This window comes from Streptomyces sp. NPDC056452, from assembly GCF_042796085.1.
Classification (GTDB): domain Bacteria; phylum Actinomycetota; class Actinomycetes; order Streptomycetales; family Streptomycetaceae; genus Streptomyces.
The window spans coordinates 112643-129135 of record NZ_JBHTRI010000002.1 but is presented as its reverse complement, the minus strand read 5'-3'; the positions used below and the strand labels follow the sequence as shown (position 1 = coordinate 129135).

General features: G+C 68.6%; 15 protein-coding genes and 1 tRNA gene. 8 read left to right on the top strand and 8 right to left on the bottom strand.

What is annotated here, in order from left to right; translation table 11 throughout:
* The first annotated feature begins 66 nt into the window (after window positions 1-66).
* The 4 genes from ACFQ6X_RS02905 to pknB all read left to right on the top strand — a co-directional run bounded on the left by ACFQ6X_RS02905 (window position 67) and on the right by pknB (window position 6592).
* Window positions 67-1560 (top strand): Stp1/IreP family PP2C-type Ser/Thr phosphatase, encoded by a 1494-nt coding sequence (locus ACFQ6X_RS02905; RefSeq protein ID WP_383174895.1) that lies wholly within the window; start codon window positions 67-69, stop codon window positions 1558-1560.
* A 23-nt stretch (window positions 1561-1583) separates the two neighbouring features.
* Window positions 1584-2984, top strand: a complete 1401-nt coding sequence (locus ACFQ6X_RS02900; protein ID WP_329209158.1) for an FtsW/RodA/SpoVE family cell cycle protein — start codon at window positions 1584-1586, stop codon at window positions 2982-2984.
* Window positions 2981-4435 (top strand): peptidoglycan D,D-transpeptidase FtsI family protein, encoded by a 1455-nt coding sequence (locus ACFQ6X_RS02895; protein ID WP_383174892.1) that lies wholly within the window; start codon window positions 2981-2983, stop codon window positions 4433-4435. Before ACFQ6X_RS02900 ends, ACFQ6X_RS02895 begins: the two co-directional genes overlap by 4 nt.
* A 171-nt stretch (window positions 4436-4606) precedes the next feature.
* Complete coding sequence (gene pknB, locus ACFQ6X_RS02890) at window positions 4607-6592, top strand: Stk1 family PASTA domain-containing Ser/Thr kinase (protein WP_383174889.1); 1986 nt, start codon at window positions 4607-4609, stop codon at window positions 6590-6592.
* 206 nt (window positions 6593-6798) lie between these two features.
* On the opposite strand, the gene ACFQ6X_RS02885 is transcribed toward pknB, so the two are convergent.
* From ACFQ6X_RS02885 to ACFQ6X_RS02865, 5 genes are all read right to left on the bottom strand, one after another.
* Window positions 6799-7530, bottom strand: a complete 732-nt coding sequence (locus tag ACFQ6X_RS02885) for a class E sortase (protein ID WP_383174886.1) — start codon at window positions 7528-7530, stop codon at window positions 6799-6801.
* Between the two features lie 26 nt (window positions 7531-7556).
* Window positions 7557-8897, bottom strand: coding sequence for a class E sortase (locus tag ACFQ6X_RS02880; RefSeq protein ID WP_383174883.1), 1341 nt, complete (start codon window positions 8895-8897; stop codon window positions 7557-7559).
* Window positions 8894-9532 carry an aminodeoxychorismate/anthranilate synthase component II gene (locus ACFQ6X_RS02875; RefSeq protein ID WP_383174880.1) on the bottom strand — a complete coding sequence of 213 codons (639 nt, stop codon included), beginning with the start codon at window positions 9530-9532 and terminating at the stop codon, window positions 8894-8896. Before ACFQ6X_RS02875 ends, ACFQ6X_RS02880 begins: the two co-directional genes overlap by 4 nt.
* Window positions 9529-9717 (bottom strand): hypothetical protein, encoded by a 189-nt coding sequence (locus ACFQ6X_RS02870; protein ID WP_329209146.1) that lies wholly within the window; start codon window positions 9715-9717, stop codon window positions 9529-9531. The genes ACFQ6X_RS02875 and ACFQ6X_RS02870 overlap by 4 nt, the downstream gene beginning before the upstream one ends.
* A gap of 86 nt (window positions 9718-9803) precedes the next feature.
* On the bottom strand, window positions 9804-10529 hold the full coding sequence (locus ACFQ6X_RS02865; protein WP_383174877.1) for a DUF881 domain-containing protein: 726 nt from the start codon (window positions 10527-10529) through the stop codon (window positions 9804-9806).
* 179 nt (window positions 10530-10708) lie between these two features.
* Between ACFQ6X_RS02865 and crgA the strand changes: the two genes are divergently transcribed.
* Entirely contained in the window at window positions 10709-10963 is a 255-nt protein-coding gene (gene crgA, locus ACFQ6X_RS02860; protein WP_329209142.1) for a cell division protein CrgA, read from the top strand.
* Window positions 10964-11217: 254 nt separating this feature from the next.
* On the opposite strand, the gene ACFQ6X_RS02855 is transcribed toward crgA, so the two are convergent.
* Window positions 11218-12129, bottom strand: coding sequence for a rhomboid family intramembrane serine protease (locus ACFQ6X_RS02855; protein ID WP_383174873.1), 912 nt, complete (start codon window positions 12127-12129; stop codon window positions 11218-11220).
* A gap of 189 nt (window positions 12130-12318) precedes the next feature.
* The gene (locus tag ACFQ6X_RS02850; RefSeq protein WP_383174870.1) at window positions 12319-12846 is read right to left on the bottom strand and encodes a peptidylprolyl isomerase; all 528 of its coding nucleotides are present in this window, start codon (window positions 12844-12846) and stop codon (window positions 12319-12321) included.
* Window positions 12847-13196: 350 nt separating this feature from the next.
* Here ACFQ6X_RS02850 and ACFQ6X_RS02845 point away from each other — a divergent pair, with 350 nt between their 5' ends.
* Window positions 13197-13922 (top strand): DUF5324 family protein, encoded by a 726-nt coding sequence (locus ACFQ6X_RS02845; RefSeq protein WP_383174867.1) that lies wholly within the window; start codon window positions 13197-13199, stop codon window positions 13920-13922.
* 281 nt (window positions 13923-14203) lie between these two features.
* On the opposite strand, the gene ACFQ6X_RS02840 is transcribed toward ACFQ6X_RS02845, so the two are convergent.
* Window positions 14204-14276: transfer RNA gene (locus tag ACFQ6X_RS02840), tRNA-Ala, on the bottom strand.
* 170 nt (window positions 14277-14446) lie between these two features.
* Here ACFQ6X_RS02840 and ACFQ6X_RS02835 point away from each other — a divergent pair.
* Entirely contained in the window at window positions 14447-14995 is a 549-nt protein-coding gene (locus ACFQ6X_RS02835) for a helix-turn-helix domain-containing protein (RefSeq protein WP_383174864.1), read from the top strand.
* 106 nt (window positions 14996-15101) lie between these two features.
* A complete protein-coding gene (locus tag ACFQ6X_RS02830) occupies window positions 15102-16484 on the top strand; it encodes a serine/threonine protein kinase (RefSeq protein ID WP_383174861.1) in 1383 nt (460 codons plus the stop codon).
* Window positions 16485-16493 lie beyond the last annotated feature (9 nt).

Here is a 16493-nt window from a genome sequence, read left to right as displayed (position 1 = left end):
CCCGACCGGAGGGTGGGCAGTGTGGCTCGAGACCGGCTGTACCCCGAACCGACGGGCGAGGTGCGCATGAGCTTGTCGCTGCGCTTCGCCGCCGGATCGCACAAGGGCATGATCCGGGAAGGGAACGAGGACTCCGGCTACGCCGGTCCCCGCCTTCTCGCCATCGCCGACGGCATGGGTGGCCAGGCGGCCGGTGAGGTCGCCAGCTCAGAGGTGATCTCCACGCTCGTCCAGCTCGACGACGACGTACCGGGCTCCGACATCCTCACCTCGCTCGGTACGGCGGTCCAGCGGGCCAACGACCAGCTGCGGGTCATGGTCGAGGAGGACCCCCAGCTGGAGGGCATGGGCACGACGCTCACCGCCCTGCTCTGGACCGGCCAGCGCCTGGGCCTCGTCCACGTCGGCGACTCCCGCGCCTACCTGCTGCGCGACGGCGTCCTGACGCAGATCACCCAGGACCACACCTGGGTGCAGCGTCTCGTCGACGAGGGCAGGATCACCGAGGAGGAGGCCACCACCCACCCGCAGCGCTCCTTGCTGATGCGGGCCCTGGGCAGCGGCGACCATGTCGAACCCGACCTCTCCATCCGTGAGGTCCGCGCCGGTGACCGCTACCTGATCTGCTCGGACGGGCTCTCCGGTGTCGTTTCTCACCAGACGATGGAAGAGACCCTGGCCAGCTACCAGGGCCCTCAGGAGACCATTCAGGAGCTCATCCAGCTCGCCCTGCGCGGCGGTGGCCCCGACAACATCACCTGCATCGTCGCCGACGTCCTGGACGTCGACAGCAACGACACCCTGGCCGGGCAGCTCAACGACACCCCGGTCATCGTCGGGGCGGTCGCCGAGAACCAGGCCGCCCAGCAGGGCGACAGCCGGGCCATGGAAACGCCCGCAGGACGCGCGGCCGGCCTCGGCCGTCCCGTCCCGCCGCCCTCCGGAGGCTTCGGCCCGCCCGGCAGCGGTGACGACATGGGCTACGGCTCCGGTCCGGACGGCGCCTTCAACTCCTACAGCGACGACGACTTCGTCAAGCCCCGCGGCGGCCGCAGGTGGCTGAAGCGGTCCTTCTACATCGTCCTCGCGCTGGCCGTCATCGGCGGCGGCGTGTACGGCGGTTACCGGTGGACCCAGACCCAGTTCTACGTGGGCGCCAAGGACGAGAACGTCGCACTGTTCCGCGGCATCAGCCAGGACCTCGCATGGGTCTCGCTCTCGAAGGTCGAGGAGAGCACCAAGATCGAACTCAAGTACCTCCCGCCCTACCAGCGCAAGCAGGTCGAGGCGACCATCGCCGAGGGCAACCTCGCCGATGCCCGCAAGAAGGTCAGTGAGCTCGAAGCGCAGGCCTCCGCCTGCAAGAAGGACGCGCAGCGCCGCGCAGCCGAGGCGGACAGCAATGCCGCCACGGGCCAGGGCGAGGCAGGCGGCACCGCCGGTGCCCCCGCCGCCAGGACATCCTCCGCCAAGGGGACCAAGACGACCGCGACTCCCACTCCCGGCCCCAGCCTCTCGGAGGAAGAGAAGAAGCTGGTCCCGCAGTGCGGTAAGCAGTAAAGCCGTAGGGGGCCTTCAGCACCATGAGCGTTGTCACCAACACCACCACCATCGGCGCGATCGATGCGCCGAGCCGCCGCAACACCGAACTGGCGCTGGTTGTCTTCGCCGTTCTCATCTCGGTGTACGCGTACGCCAACGTCGGCCTCGCCCTCAACGGCGAGCTGCCTTCCGGCATGCTCGGTTACGGGCTCGGCCTCGCCCTGCTCGGCGGCGTGGCGCACCTCGCCGTCCGCAGGTTCGCCGCGTACGCCGACCCGCTGCTGCTGCCACTGGCGACCTTGCTGAACGGTCTGGGCCTGGCCCTCATCTGGCGGCTGGACCAGTCGGAGCGGTTCCAGCAGACCGAGAACTTCGTGGCCGCCGCCTCCAAGCAGCTGCTGTTCTCGGCTGTGGGCGTCGCGCTCCTGGTCGTCGTCCTGGTCGCGTTGAAGGACCACCGCATCCTGCAGCGCTACACCTACATCTCCATGCTGGTGGCGCTGTTCCTGCTGATCCTTCCGATGTTCTTCCCCGCGGTGAACGGCGCCAAGATCTGGATCAAGATCCCCGGTGTCGGCACGATCCAGCCCGGAGAGTTCGCCAAGATCATCATCGCGGTGTTCTTCGCCGGCTACCTCATGGTCAAGCGCGACGCCCTGGCCCTGGCCAGCCGCCGCTTCATGGGGCTCTACCTGCCGCGCGGTCGCGACCTCGGTCCGATCCTCATGGTCTGGGCCTTCTCGATCCTCATCCTGGTCTTCGAGACCGACCTCGGCTCCTCGCTGCTGTTCTTCGGCATGTTCGTCGTCATGCTGTACGTCGCCACCGAGCGCACCAGCTGGATCGTCTTCGGTCTGCTGATGTCCGCGGCCGGAGCCGTCGGTGTGGCCACCTTCGAGCCGCACGTCCAGGACCGCGTCACCGCCTGGCTCGACCCGTTCGCGGGATGGGGCAAGGAGGCCGCCAGCGAGCAGATGGCCCTGTCCCTGATGGCGTTCGGTTCCGGCGGCACCCTCGGCACCGGCCTCGGCCAGGGCAACTCCGACCTGATCGGCTTCGCCGCCAACTCCGACTTCATCCTCGCCACCGTCGGCGAGGAACTCGGCCTCGCCGGAATGATGGCCGTTCTGCTCGTCTACGGTCTGATCGTCGAACGCGGTGTTCGCACCGCGCTCGCCGCCCGTGACCCCTTCGGCAAGCTCCTGGCGATCGGCCTCTCCGGCTCCTTCGCGATCCAGGTCTTCGTCGTCGCCGGCGGTGTCATGGGTCTCATCCCGCTGACCGGTATGACCATGCCGTTCCTCGCGGCCGGTGGTTCGTCCGTCATCGCCAACTGGGCCCTGATCGGCATCCTGATCAGAATCAGCGACACCGCACGCCGTCCGGCGCCGGCCCCCGCACCATCCCCGGACGCCGAGATGACCCAGGTGGTCCGACCGTGAACAAGCCCCTCCGCCGGATCGCGATCTTCTGCGGCATCCTCGTACTGGCCCTGCTGATCCGCACCAACTACCTCCAGTACGTCCGCGCCGACGAGCTCAACTCCAACGAGCACAACCGCCGCGTCCAGATCGAGCGCTACGCCCACGAGCGCGGCAACATCATCGTCGACGGGGAGCCGGTCACCGGCTCCGTCGAGACCACCGGAAGCGACTTCAAGTACAAGCGGGTCTGGAAGAACGGCCCCATGTGGGCGCCCGTCACCGGCTACTCCTCGCAGGCCTTCGACGCCTCCCAGCTGGAGAGCCTCGAGGACGGCATCCTCACCGGCAATGACGACCAGCTGTTCTTCGACCGGACGCTCTCGATGTTCACCGGCGAGAAGAAGACCGGCGGGAACATCGTCACCACCCTCGACGGCGCCGCCCAGAAGGCCGCCTTCGAAGGGCTCGGCAGCAAGAAGGGCGCCGTCGCCGCGCTCGACCCGCAGACCGGCGCCATCCTGGCCCTGGCCAGTACCCCCTCGTACGACCCCTCGGTCTTCGCGGGCAACACCCTCAAGGACTCGGACGCCCGGCAGAAGCTCCTGAAGGACAAGGACAAGCCGATGCTGAACCGGGCCCTGCGGGAGACCTACCCGCCCGGCTCGACGTTCAAGGTCGTCACGGCCGCCGCGGCACTGGAGAACGGCCTCTACACCGACATCGACGCGAAGACGGACTCCCCGCTGCCCTGGCGGCTCCCGCAGTCGACCAACCTGCTGCAGAACGAGGGGAACATCCCCTGCAAGAACGCCTCGCTCCGGGAGGCGCTGCGCTGGTCCTGCAACACCGTCTTCGGCAAGATGAGCGACGACCTCGGCAACGACAAGATGATCGAGCAGGCCGGCAAGTTCGGCTTCAACGAGGAAGTCTTCACTCCCGTCCGCGCCGACGCCAGCATCTACCCGAAGGACAACCGGCCGCAGAACGCCATGGCGGGCATCGGCCAGGCGTCCAACCGCACCACACCGCTCCAGATGGCGATGGTGGCGTCCGCGATCGCCAACGACGGCAAGCTCATGCAGCCGTACATGGTCGCCCAGCGGCAGGCCCCCAATCTGGACCCCGTCTACACCCACGAGAAGGAGCAGCTCAGCCAGCCCCTCTCGGGTGAGAACGCCCAGAAGCTGCAGCAGATGATGGAGACCGTGGTCAAGAACGGCACGGGAACCAACGCGCAGATCGACGGCGTCACAGTCGGTGGCAAGACCGGAACCGCCCAGCACGGGCTCAACAACAGCGAGAAGCCCTACGCCTGGTTCATCTCGTACGCCAAGACCGACAGCGGCTCACCCGTCGCTGTCGCCGTGGTCGTCGAGGACGGCAATGCCAACCGGGACGACATCTCCGGCGGCGGCCTGGCCGCGCCGATCGCCAAGAGTGTGATGCAGGCGGTTCTGGACGGAAAGTAGTGACACCCGTCACAACATCCGTCAACACCAGCACATTGGGATACCGGTCGGATATCAGGTGACGGGTGCGGGCTGATCACGCCGGGAGTGCCCGGTAGCGTATGCGCGAACAGCGCACCGCCGGACCACACACGGGTGCGGTCGGGACTGACGGAGAGGGCTGGATCAGTTATGGAAGAGCCGCGTCGCCTCGGCGGCCGGTACGAGCTGGGCTCGGTGCTCGGCCGTGGTGGCATGGCCGAGGTCTACCTCGCGCACGACACCCGGCTCGGCCGCACCGTCGCTGTGAAGACGCTGCGGGCGGATCTCGCCCGCGACCCGTCCTTCCAGGCCCGGTTCCGCCGTGAGGCCCAGTCGGCCGCCTCGCTCAACCACCCCGCGATCGTCGCTGTCTACGACACCGGCGAGGACTACGTCGACGGGGTCTCCATCCCGTACATCGTGATGGAGTACGTCGACGGGTCGACCCTCAGAGAACTTCTGCACTCCGGCCGCAAGCTGCTGCCCGAGCGCACGCTCGAAATGACGGTCGGCATCCTCCAGGCCCTGGAGTACTCGCACCGCGCCCAGATCGTCCACCGCGACATCAAGCCGGCGAACGTCATGCTGACGCGCACCGGCCAGGTCAAGGTCATGGACTTCGGCATCGCCCGCGCCATGGGCGACTCCGGCATGACGATGACGCAGACCGCGGCGGTCATCGGCACCGCCCAGTACCTCTCCCCGGAGCAGGCCAAGGGCGAACAGGTCGACGCACGCTCCGACCTGTACTCGACCGGCTGCCTGCTCTACGAACTCCTGGCGGTCCGGCCCCCCTTCGTCGGGGACTCGCCCGTCGCGGTTGCCTACCAGCACGTACGGGAAGAGCCGCAGCCGCCGAGCAACTTCGACCCCGAGATCACGCCCGAGATGGACGCGATCGTGTTGAAGGCCCTCACCAAGGACCCCGACTACCGCTACCAGTCGGCCGACGAGATGCGCGCCGACATCGAGGCCTGCCTCGACGGCCAGCCGGTCGCGGCCACGGCAGCGATGGGCGCGGCGGGCTACGGCGGCTACGACGCCTACGGCAACGACCAGCCCACCACGGCCCTGCGCCAGACGGACCCGGGCGGCGCCCAGACGTCCATGCTGCCTCCGGTCAACCCGGACGACGGCGGCTACGGCTACGACGACCGCCCTGACCGCCGGCGCCAGAAGAAGAGCAACACCTCGACGATCCTGCTGGTCGTCGCAGGCATCCTGGTGCTCATCGGCGCGATCCTCATCGGCCGTGAGGTCTTCAGCTCCACCGACGGGGGCAGCGGCAAGGCCGACGTCCCGAACATGGTCGGCTCGACCCTGGAGGACGCGCAGAAACTCGCGCAGAATTCCGAGCTCGTCCTCAAGGTCGGAGCGAAGGAGCCCTGCGAGACCCAGGAGAAGGACAAGATCTGCAGCCAGTCCCCGGAGGGCGGCACGCTGGAGGTCGGCGGCACCGTCACCGTCGTCGTTTCCACCGGTGCTCCGAAGGTCGAGGTCCCCAGCGTCGTCGAGAAGACCGAGGAGACCGCCCGCAAGGAGCTGGAGGACAAGGGCTTCACGGTGACCGTCAAGGCGGTCGAGTCCGAGGCGACCCCGGGCACGGTCACCAAGCAGGACCCCGAGGGCGGCACGAAGGCCGAGAAGGAGTCCGAGGTCACGATCACCGTGGCCAAGGAGGCCACGCAGAACGTGCCTTCCGTGGTCGGCAGGCAGTTCACGGACGCCGAGGCACAGCTGAAGGGCGTGGGCTTCGCCAACGTCTCCAGGACCGACGTCGACTCCCAGGAGCCCCTGGGCACTGTCGTCGAGCAGACCCCGGAGGCGAACAGCAAGCAGGCCAAGGACGTCCAGATCGTCCTCAAGGTCTCCAAGGGCCCGGCCCAGCCCGAGCAGGTCGCGGTCCCCGACCTGCAGGGCAAGACGCTCGGCGAGGCCAAGGCCGCCCTGGCCCAGGCCGGTCTGCAGCTGGGCAACGTGCAGGGCCAGAACGACGACGCGGCGAGGGTCGTCGGCTTCCAGCCCGGGGTGGGTCAGATGGTCGCCAAGAACAGCGCGGTCAACGTTCAGACCCTGCCGGGCAACGGCGGCGGAGACGGCAACATCTTCGGCGGCCCGTCCGGCACGGCGGACTGACCTGTAGAACGCAGCACAGCAAAGGGCCCCGTTCACCTCGAGGTGAGCGGGGCCCTTTGCTGTGCGCTCCTCGCAGGACTGCTGATTCACCGCCTACGGCCGTCGGCTGGTCGTCCGGTGCAAGGACTTCGCTCCGTACCGTTCGGTGCGGAGCGGCGAGATGCAGGAGTTCGCCGGCACGAAGACGCTGCGGAAGGGCAGCTGCCTCAGCGCAGCTCCGCCGGCTTCGTCCTGTCCCGGTCGACCTTCTCGGTCCGCACCAGCTCGCCCCACACGATGTAGCGGTACTTCGACGTGTAGACCGGTGTGCACGTGGTCAGCGTGATGTAGCGGCCGGGCTTCTTCACGCCCGCCCCCTTCGGGACCGGTGCGATCGCGTCGACGTTGAACTTCGACGTCTCGGGGAGCTCCGCGAAGACCTTGTAGACGTACCAGGTGTCCTTGGTCTCGAAGACGACCGCGTCACCCTTCTTCACCTTGTCTATGTTGTGGAACTTTGCGCCGTGCCCGTCCCGGTGCGCGGCCAGCGTGAAGTTGCCCTGCTCGTCCGTGGGCAGGGCCGACTTCACCGGGTCCGTGTAGTAGCCGGCGATGCCGTTGTTGAGGGTCTTGGGGTCGGTGCCCTTCTTGACCAGCACCTCGCCGTTCTTCATGGCGGGCACATGGAGGAAGCCGATACCGTCCCCGGTGTCCAGGGCTCCCGGTCCGCCCGCCCAGCGGTCGCGGATGGTGTTGCCCTGTTTGTCGGCCTCGCGGTCGGCGAGCACGTTGGTCCACCACAGCGAGTAGACGACGAACAGCCCGAGTACCAGGCCGGCGGTGATCAGCAGCTCACCGAAGACGCTGACGGCCGCCGCGACGGGATGGCGGGCACTGCTGCGTCGCACCGGTGGCGCCGACTCGTCGGCGCGCTCTTCGTGCTCGGTCCTCGCTGCCACCGCACCCGTCCCTGTCGTGATGATGTTCAGCCGACGAGCGCGTCGGGCTTGCCCTTGCTGCGCGGTCGTTCCTCGACCATCTTGCCCCACACGATCATTCGGTACGTACTCGTGAATTCCGGCGTACACGTCGTCAGCGTGATGTACCTGCCCGGGCCGGTGAAACCGGAACCCGGCGGCACCTCGCCGATCACCGAGACGTTGGACGGTGACGTCTGGGGAAGGATGCTGAACATCTCGTAGGTGTAGTACGCGTCCTGCGTCTCGACTACGATCGGGTCGCCCGGCTTCAGCTTGTTGATGTAGCGAAACGGTTCGCCATGGGTGTTGCGGTGACCCGCCACCGCGAAGTTCCCCTGCTTCGCCGACGGCATCGCGGTCTTCAGCTTGCCCTCGCCGTAGTGACCGACCATGCCCCGGTCGAGCACCTTGTCCTTGCTGATGCCCTCGGCGATCGGGGCGACCACGTCCAGCTTCGGGATGTGCATGATGGCGAAGCCCTGGCCGGGCTCGAACGCACCCGGTGTGCGCTCGCCGTTCGCCCATTCGTCCTGGATCTTGTTGGTCTCCCGGCCGGCGAGCTGGTCGGCCCTGATGTTGGTCCACCACAGCTGATACGTGACGAACAGCAGCATCAGCACACCGAAGGTGATGAACACTTCGCCGACGACCCTGCTGGCGACGACAGCCGGGCTGTCCTTGGCGGCACGGGCCGCGCGCCGGGCCTCCAGCCGCGACATCGGGACGGCCGGCTTCGCCGTGCCCGCTCCCGCCTCGCGCACGGGTTCCCCGCGCCGTCTTCCGCGCCCCTTGGCCGCCCGTCTGCGCTCGGCCCGCCCGCCCGTCGCGGGCGGGTCGGCCACGTCGTCGGCCACCGGCTCATCGCCTTCGGGCGTCCGCTCCGCGCGCCGCGTATCGGCTGTCCGCAGGGCGACCGTCTCGTCGTTCGGAACCGGGGGAGCGGGGGCGCGGACCCCTGCGGGCGGCCCCGGATCGGGGATCACGGCTTCGCGAGGGGCAGGAACCGGCTGAGGAGCCGGTTCCTGCGGCCCCTGCTGCCCGTACCAGTCCCGTTGATACCCCTCGGGGTCGTACCACTCCCTGGGGGGCTGCTGGGGCTGCTGAGACGCCTGCTGAGCCTCCACCGGGGGCTCAGGCCGGGCGGCACCCCCCGCCGGAACGGCCGTCCCGCCCGCCGGAACTCCCTCCGCCCGGAACCAGGGCGACGCGTGCTGCCCCGGAAGCGGATCGTTCAGCGGGTCGGCGAGCCTGTCCACCGCCGCCTCGAACATGCCGTCGCCCTCGTACGCTCCCTGCGCGTACGGGCCTTCCTGCCCGGCATCGGGTTCGGGGCGGAGTGGGGTCACGCGGCGGCCTTGCCCACCACCGGGGCAAGCCCCGCCGACCTCGCGACCGCCCCCGCATCGCCGCACTGCTCCAGCCAGTTGGCGAGCATCAGGTGACCGTGTTCCGTGAGCACCGACTCCGGGTGGAACTGCACACCCTCCACCGCCAGTTCGCGGTGGCGCAGCCCCATGATGATGCCGTCGGCGGTGCGCGCCGTGACCTCGAGCTCGGGCGGAACGGTATCCGGCTCGGCGGCGAGCGAGTGGTAGCGCGTCGCGGTGAAGGGCGACGGCAGTCCGGCGAAGACTCCCTTGCCCTCGTGGATCACGGGGGAGGTCTTGCCGTGCAGCAGCTCGGGCGCACGGTCCACCACGCCGCCGTACGCGACCGCCATCGACTGCATCCCCAGACAGACGCCGAAGACCGGAACGCCGCTCCGCGCGCAGTGATGCACCATGTCGATGCAGATGCCCGCCTGTTCGGGCGCGCCGGGACCGGGAGACAGCAGGACGCCGTCGAAGCCGTCCTGGGCGTGCCCCGTGGTCACCTCGTCGTTGCGCACGACCTCGCACTCGGCACCGAGCTGGTAGAGGTACTGGACGAGGTTGAAGACAAAGCTGTCGTAGTTGTCGACGACGAGAATGCGTGCGCTCACTGACCGGTCCCCGCTCCGCCGGTGCTGTCGCCGTCCACCGTCACATCACCGAACGGGAGCAGAGGCTCCGCCCAGGGGAAGACGTACTGGAAGAGCGCGTAGACAACGGCCAGGACGAGCACGAGCGAGATGAAGCCCCGCACCCATGTGTTGCCCGGCAGATGCCGCCAGATCCAGCCGTACATGCTGTCGCCTCCATTCGGTACGGCACCAGACTAAAGGGCCCGGGCACAGGCGGGGGTCAGCTGTGGAAAGCAGGTGGGGCGGGCGGTCACTCCACAGGCTGTGCGTAGTGGAGATCGATCGTGCCCGAGTAGCCGGGAAGGGTCGTCCTGTCGTACTCGTCGACCTTCCAGCCCAGGCCGTACGCCTTCACGTACAGCTGGTAGTTCTGGATCGCCGCGGAGTCGTTGAGCGCCTGCTTGAGCTTGTCCTGGTCGCCCACGGCCGTGACCTTGTACGGCGGCGAGTAGACCCTGCCCTGCAGGATCAGCGTGTTGCCGACGCAGCGGACCGCGCTCGTCGAGATCAGCCGCTGGTCCATCACCTGGATACCGCGGGCTCCGCCCTCCCAGAGCGCGTTGACCACAGCCTGCAGATCCTGCTGGTGAATGACCAGGTCATTGGGTTGCGGCTCGGGGTAGCCGGGGTTGGCCGTGGCGTTCGGCGGGGCGTCGTTCAGGGTGACGCCGATGGCCGCGCCGGTGAGCTTCTTGGTGCCGGCGGCCCGCTCCAGGGCGGCGAGCTTTGCGTCCTGCGCCCTGGTGCTCCCGTCGTCACGCTGGGCGAGCGCGTCGATGTCGGCACGCACGGAGGCGGTCGATTCGTCCAGCTCGGCGTTGTGCTCGCTCCGCTGCTGGATGAGGTCGGAGAGCTTGAGCAGGGAGGAGTCCGTGCGGATATCGGTGCCCTTGGCCGTGTTCGCGCTGGTGACGAAGATCAGTCCGGCGAGCGCGAAAACGGCAGCGGTGAGCCCCCGGACCGGCCATCGGGACATGCGCCGGACCGGCGATTGAGGAGAGTCGGCAGAATTGCTCAACGTACCCTTATCTCCTTAGGCGCCACGGAAGCACTACGCTAACGGACGCCCCGGGGAGGCAGCATTCCCCCTTGCGCCCCCGGCGCCAGCCACAGATCCCTGCGCGGTCACGCAGCGCATCGACAGGAGAGCCCCTCGTGCCGAAGTCACGTATCCGCAAGAAGGCCGACTTCACGCCTCCCCCGGCGAAGCAGGCAACCAACATAAAGCTGACCAACCGCAGTTGGGTGGCGCCAGTCATGCTGGCGCTCTTCCTGATCGGTCTGGCCTGGATCGTGGTGTTCTACGTCACCGAGGGTGACCTGCCGATCGATGCCCTGGGCAACTGGAACATCGTGGTCGGCTTCGGCTTCATCGCCGGCGGCTTCGGCGTCTCCACCCAGTGGAAGTAGCCCTGCCCTGAAGTTACCCACAGAGTTATCCACAGACAGGGGAAAAGGTCAGACGATCTGTGGATAACTTCCGTCGAAGTTGACGCCGGTGTGACTGCAGGCTCTCGCATCGCGGGAGGGTACGCCCCTTGTCCTGACTGGAAAAACCCAGTTCAGCGACAAGGGGCACACCTGTTCCCCACGTCATGCACAAGATCCGGCACGCTCTGTGGACAACTCAGCCCCTGGCTCGGTCTCTGAACACCTGATTCCGCTCAGGTGATCGCCGCGGTCCTGGCGAGGACGATCCCGACGACCGCCACCAGGACCAGTGCACAGGCTCCGTACTGCACGAGATTCCGGTGTTCGCGCGGTGCGTGCACCATGGCGATCGCGATCAGGGTGCCGGCGACCAGTCCGCCGACGTGCGCCTGCCAGGCGATGCCGCCCCATGGGTTGAAGGTGAAGATCAGGTTCACCACGAGGAGCGCGATCACCGGCCGCATGTCGTAGTTCATCCGGCGCATCAGCACAGCAGTGGCACCGAGCAGCCCGAAGATGGCACCCGAAGCCCCGAGCGAACCCTGCCCGGGTGCGGAGAGCCAGTAGGTGAGCGCGCTGCCCGCAAGACCGGAGAGCAGGTAGAGCGTGAGGTAGCGGGCACGGCCCAGCGCTTGCTCCAGCGGCCCGCCGAGCCACCACAGGCCCATCATGTTGAAGGCGATGTGCCACACCTCCTGGTGCAGGAACATCGACGTCACCAGGCGGTACCACTGTCCCTCGGCGACCCCCTCGACACCGGCCCCCGCGTCGCCCGAATAGGCACGGCCGAACAGCAGGAGATCGTCGACCAGCCAGGACCTGCCGGTGACCCAAACGGCGACGAACACCGCGAGATTGAGGCCGAGCAGGATCTTGGTGACCAGCCGGGGGTCCTCCGCGACGGTGCCGCCCGCCAGGGTGCGCGGCCGGTTCGCCGCCGAGTGATGCCCCGAACCGGAGCCCTCACGGACGCACTCGGGGCACTGGAAGCCGACCGAGGCACTGATCATGCAGTCGGTACAGATCGGCCGCTCGCACCGTACGCAGCGGATCCCCGTCTCCCTGCCCGGGTGCCGGTAGCACGTGAGCGGACCCTCCGTGGCCGCTGACGGATCCTGGCCTTCTGGCGGCTGCTGCTGCTCCATCGGTCACGGCCCCTTCGGTCCTCGTCCGTGGAGGCGGCGCACATGCCACCGCCCCGCTCGCCCGTTATGTAACAGTACGGACGAGCAGGGCGGTTGGTTCCCCACAGGGGCCCCTCGGGTCCCCACGGGATCCCGCAAGGTTTCCCACCCGGGTCCCTTCGCGTGGCATCGGCCTACGGCCGGCTGTGGTCAGCGGGTCTCGATGACGACCGACTCGATCACCACGTCCTGCAGCGGACGGTCGGTGCGCGGGTTGGTCGGCGCCGCCGCGATGGCGTCCACCACCTTCTTGCCGGCCTCGCCCGCGACCTCACCGAAGATGGTGTGCTTGCCGGTCAGCCACGCGGTGGGCGACACCGTCAGGAAGAACTGCGAACCGTTGGTGCCCGGGCCCGCGTTGGCCATCGCCAGCAGGTAGGGCTTGTTGAATCCGAGGTCCGGGTGGAACTCGTCGCCGAACTCGTACCCCGGGCCACCCGTGCCGTTGCCCAGCGGGTCGCCGCCCTGAATCATGAAGCCGCTGATGACGCGGTGGAAGACGGTGCCGTCGTACAGCTTGTCCGTCGACTTCTGACCGGTCGACGGGTTCGTCCACTCGCGCTCGCCCGTGGCGAGCTCGACGAAGTTCTTGACCGTCTTGGGCGCGTGGTTCGGCAGGAGCCGGATCTCGATGTCGCCTTGGCTGGTCTTCAAGGTGGCGTAAAGCTGCTCGGCCACGATCTGCCTTCCGTAAGTCTTCGCTGACGACCACCGATACTCGCACGGAGCACCCCCTTCGCCGCCCGGTCGCCGCCCCGGTAGCGGCCCGCACTCACCTTGTTGCCCGCGTTCCGGGCACCCTTCGGACACCTCCGGCGGGATTAATGCGGCCAAGTGCGCGACGACGCGGCGCGCACCGGCGCGAACCGTGGCATTGTCGTCGGCACGCTCCCCTTGCACCGCATTGACCGAGAGTGCCCCTCATGACCCGGATGCCCCTCCCGCATGGCGCGGACGGCCCCAGCAGGCATGATTTCGAAATGGGTGGATAGGCGGAGTACCTACCCGCCACCAAGGAGGAGGATCCCGTGACCCGCATCGACAGCGTGCGCGCCGCAACCTACTCGGCGAAGGACAGCGCGCAGCACGCCGCGGAAGTGGTGGCGCCCTACGCCGACACGGCCAAGGAACAGGCCGCGCACTACGCGCAGGAGGCTCGCGCACTGCTCGCGCCCAAGATGTCGAAGGCAGCCGCGCAAGCCCGTGTCCAGTACGACGCGTATCTGGCACCACGTATCGAACAGGCGCTGACCCACGTGCCCCCCAAGGTCGACGACGCCGCACACCGCGCGGCCGTCCGGACCCGCAAGGCGGCCCGCAGCGCAGCCGACTACACCGTTCCGCGGGTCGAGCACGCGGTCGCCGCGGCCCAGCCCGTCGCCGAGGAGGCCACGGCCCGCAGCTCCGCCGCGCTCGCCGCGCTGCGCGGGCAGGTGACGGCCAAGGAGATCCAGAAGCTCATCAGGAAGCACGAGCGACGGGCCAAGGCCGGCCGGGTGGCCAAGGGGCTCCTTGTACTGGGCGCCCTCGCGGGCGGCGCTTTCGCCGCCTGGAAGTGGTGGGACAAGCAGGCCAACCCCGACTGGCTGGTCGAGCCTCCCGTCGCCACCGAGGTTCCCGACGACCGCACCCCGCTGACCTCGGTCGACGGCAGTGGTGGGGCCGTGCTCGACCCGGAGGTCCGGGCCAAGCAGGACGACGCCGAAGCCGGCTCGGAGACAGCGGACGGCACGGACCGCGACGACCGCCGCTGAGCGGACGCGCAGTACGCGGCATGAGAGGGGCGCCGGAGACTTCACGGTCTTCCGGCGCCCCTCTCATGCTGCGCCGCATGCGGTGGTGCGGGTGGAACTGAGCCGGAGATCACAGTGATCGAATCAGGCGTCCGAAGAGGTTCCCCGGCGCACCGTGAGCGCCACCACCGCGCCGACAACCGCCCTGGCGCGCAACGCCCCTCAGGCCTCGGCCGCCCCACCGATGGCACGAAAATGCCCCCTGATCTGCGTTACCGCAGGTCAGGGGGGCATTTCGACTGTGGAGCCTAGGAGATTCGAACTCCTGACATCTGCCTTGCAAAGGCAGCGCTCTACCAACTGAGCTAAGGCCCCGGAAAGGGGACAGCACCGGACACTTGCGTGTCACGACGTCCGCCGCAGACCAGAGTACCGGGTGACCCCCTGAATCTTGCAAAAGGATTGGGACTCCCGGTCTGCAACCGCTCTCCGTAAGATGCACGACGAGGTTCGCAGCAGCGAAGCCGCAGCGAAGGGGAGACGCAATGGACGCCGCGCAGCAAGAGGCAACGGCTAGAGCCCGGGAGCTCCAGCGCAGCTGGTACGGAGAGCCGCTGGGGGCGCTCTTCCGCAGGCTGATCGATGATCTCGGCCTGAACCAGGCCCGGCTCGCCGCGGTGCTCGGACTGTCCGCACCCATGCTCTCCCAACTGATGAGCGGCCAGCGGGCCAAGATCGGCAACCCCGCGGTCGTCCAGCGCGTCCAAGCCCTTCAGGAACTCGCCAGTCAGGTCGCCGACGGCAGCGTCAGCGCGGGAGAGGCCACCGACCGGATGGAAGAGATCAAGAAGTCGCAGGGCGGCTCCGTCCTGACCGCCACCGGCCAGACCACGACCACCGGCGGGGCGCCCACCGTCCGCCGCGTGGTCCGCGAGATCCAGTCGCTGCTGCGGTCCGTCGCCGCGGCCGGCGACATCATCGATGCCGCGGACTCCCTCGCCCCGACCCACCCCGAACTGGCAGAGTTCCTCAGGGTGTACGGAGCAGGGCGCACCGCCGACGCGGTCGCGCACTACGAAGGCCACCAGAGCTAGACAGACCCTGAGGCCCGGGGGGCAGGGTCCCGCTCGTCGGGACCCTGGCATGATCCCGACGGCCCGGGACACAGCCGGAACTGGAACGGGGAGCGGGCGCAGCGCAATGGGTGAGGTCTTCGCTGGTCGGTACGAACTGATCGATCCGATCGGACGTGGTGGGGTCGGCGCCGTCTGGCGCGCCTGGGACCACCGGCGCCGCAGGTATGTGGCGGCCAAGGTCCTGCAGCAGAGCGACGCGCACACGCTGCTGCGCTTCGTCCGTGAGCAGGCACTGCGGATCGAGCACCCCCATGTCCTCGCTCCCGCGAGCTGGGCCGCCGACGACGACAAGGTCCTGTTCACCATGGACCTGGTCAGCGGCGGATCGCTGGCCCATGTCATCGGCGACTACGGCCCGCTGCCCCCGCGCTTCGTCTGCCTCCTCCTCGACCAGTTGCTCTCCGGGCTGTCGACGGTGCATGCCGAGGGCGTCGTACACAGGGACATCAAACCGGCCAACATCCTGATGGAGGCCACCGGAACCGGCCGGCCGCATCTGCGGCTCTCCGACTTCGGCATCTCCATGCGCAAGGGCGAGCCGCGCCTGACCGAGACCAACTATGTGGTCGGCACGCCTGGTTACTTCGCGCCGGAACAGATGATGGGAGCAGAGCCCGACTTCCCCGCGGACCTGTTCGCCGTCGGTCTGGTCGCGCTCTATCTGCTGCAGGGCCAGAAGCCCGACGCCCAGGCGCTCATCGAGCACTTCGCCGCACACGGAACTCCGGGCGCGCCCCAGGGCATCCCCGAGCCCTTGTGGCAGGTCCTGGCCGGTCTGCTGCAGCCTGACCCCCAGGCACGCTTCCGGACCGCCACGGGTGCCCGCAAGGCCCTCGCGGCGGCGGTGGAGATGCTGCCGGAGACCGGCCCGGACAACGAGCCGGTGGAAGTGTTCGACCAGATCGGCCCCCTGCCGAGCGGATTCGGCCCCGACGGGCCCGCAAAGGGCCCCCAGGGCCCCACAAACGGCCTTCAGGCGCCCACGCAAGCCCCGACGAGCGGGCAGCAGCTGCCTCACCAGGCAGCACAACAGGCCCCCGTACAGGAGCCCTACGCCCAGCCGCACGCCTCGATGTCGGAGACGGGCAGCTTCCACCTCGCCCCGCCTCCTCAACAGGCACAGCCGAACACGCCCCCCACCCCGTTCCCGGCGCACGCGGCCTCCCCTTCCCCTGCTTCCGCATCGGACCTCGCCCAGGCCCCGACGGCAGCGGTGCAGCACGATTCATTTCCTACTCGTGCATACACCGCCCAGCACCCTCAGGTTCCGCACCCCGGCGCGGCAGTTGTCCCGCCGGCCACCGGGCACCCCGTCCCCGGGAACGCCCCGCACACCCCGCACGCTCCCCGAACGCGGCCGGGACCGCCCCCGAAGGTGGCGGTCCCGGTTCTGCTCGTCGCTCTGATCTGTTTCGCGGTGGGCATCTGGGCGCTGACCCAGACCTGACGGTCCGGT

What these genes read in the sequence shown, in the direction of transcription:
- ACFQ6X_RS02905 (WP_383174895.1), top strand. Translation starts at nt 67, where the DNA reads ATGAGCTTGTCGCTGCGCTTCGCCGCCGGATCGCACAAGGGCATGATC.
- ACFQ6X_RS02900 (WP_329209158.1), top strand. Translation starts at nt 1,584, where the DNA reads ATGAGCGTTGTCACCAACACCACCACCATCGGCGCGATCGATGCGCCG.
- pknB (WP_383174889.1), top strand. Translation starts at nt 4,607, where the DNA reads ATGGAAGAGCCGCGTCGCCTCGGCGGCCGGTACGAGCTGGGCTCGGTG.
- ACFQ6X_RS02870 (WP_329209146.1), bottom strand. Translation starts at nt 9,717, where the DNA reads ATGTACGGCTGGATCTGGCGGCATCTGCCGGGCAACACATGGGTGCGG.
- ACFQ6X_RS02865 (WP_383174877.1), bottom strand. Translation starts at nt 10,529, where the DNA reads ATGTCCCGATGGCCGGTCCGGGGGCTCACCGCTGCCGTTTTCGCGCTC.
- ACFQ6X_RS02855 (WP_383174873.1), bottom strand. Translation starts at nt 12,129, where the DNA reads ATGGAGCAGCAGCAGCCGCCAGAAGGCCAGGATCCGTCAGCGGCCACG.
- ACFQ6X_RS02835 (WP_383174864.1), top strand. Translation starts at nt 14,447, where the DNA reads ATGGACGCCGCGCAGCAAGAGGCAACGGCTAGAGCCCGGGAGCTCCAG.
- ACFQ6X_RS02830 (WP_383174861.1), top strand. Translation starts at nt 15,102, where the DNA reads ATGGGTGAGGTCTTCGCTGGTCGGTACGAACTGATCGATCCGATCGGA.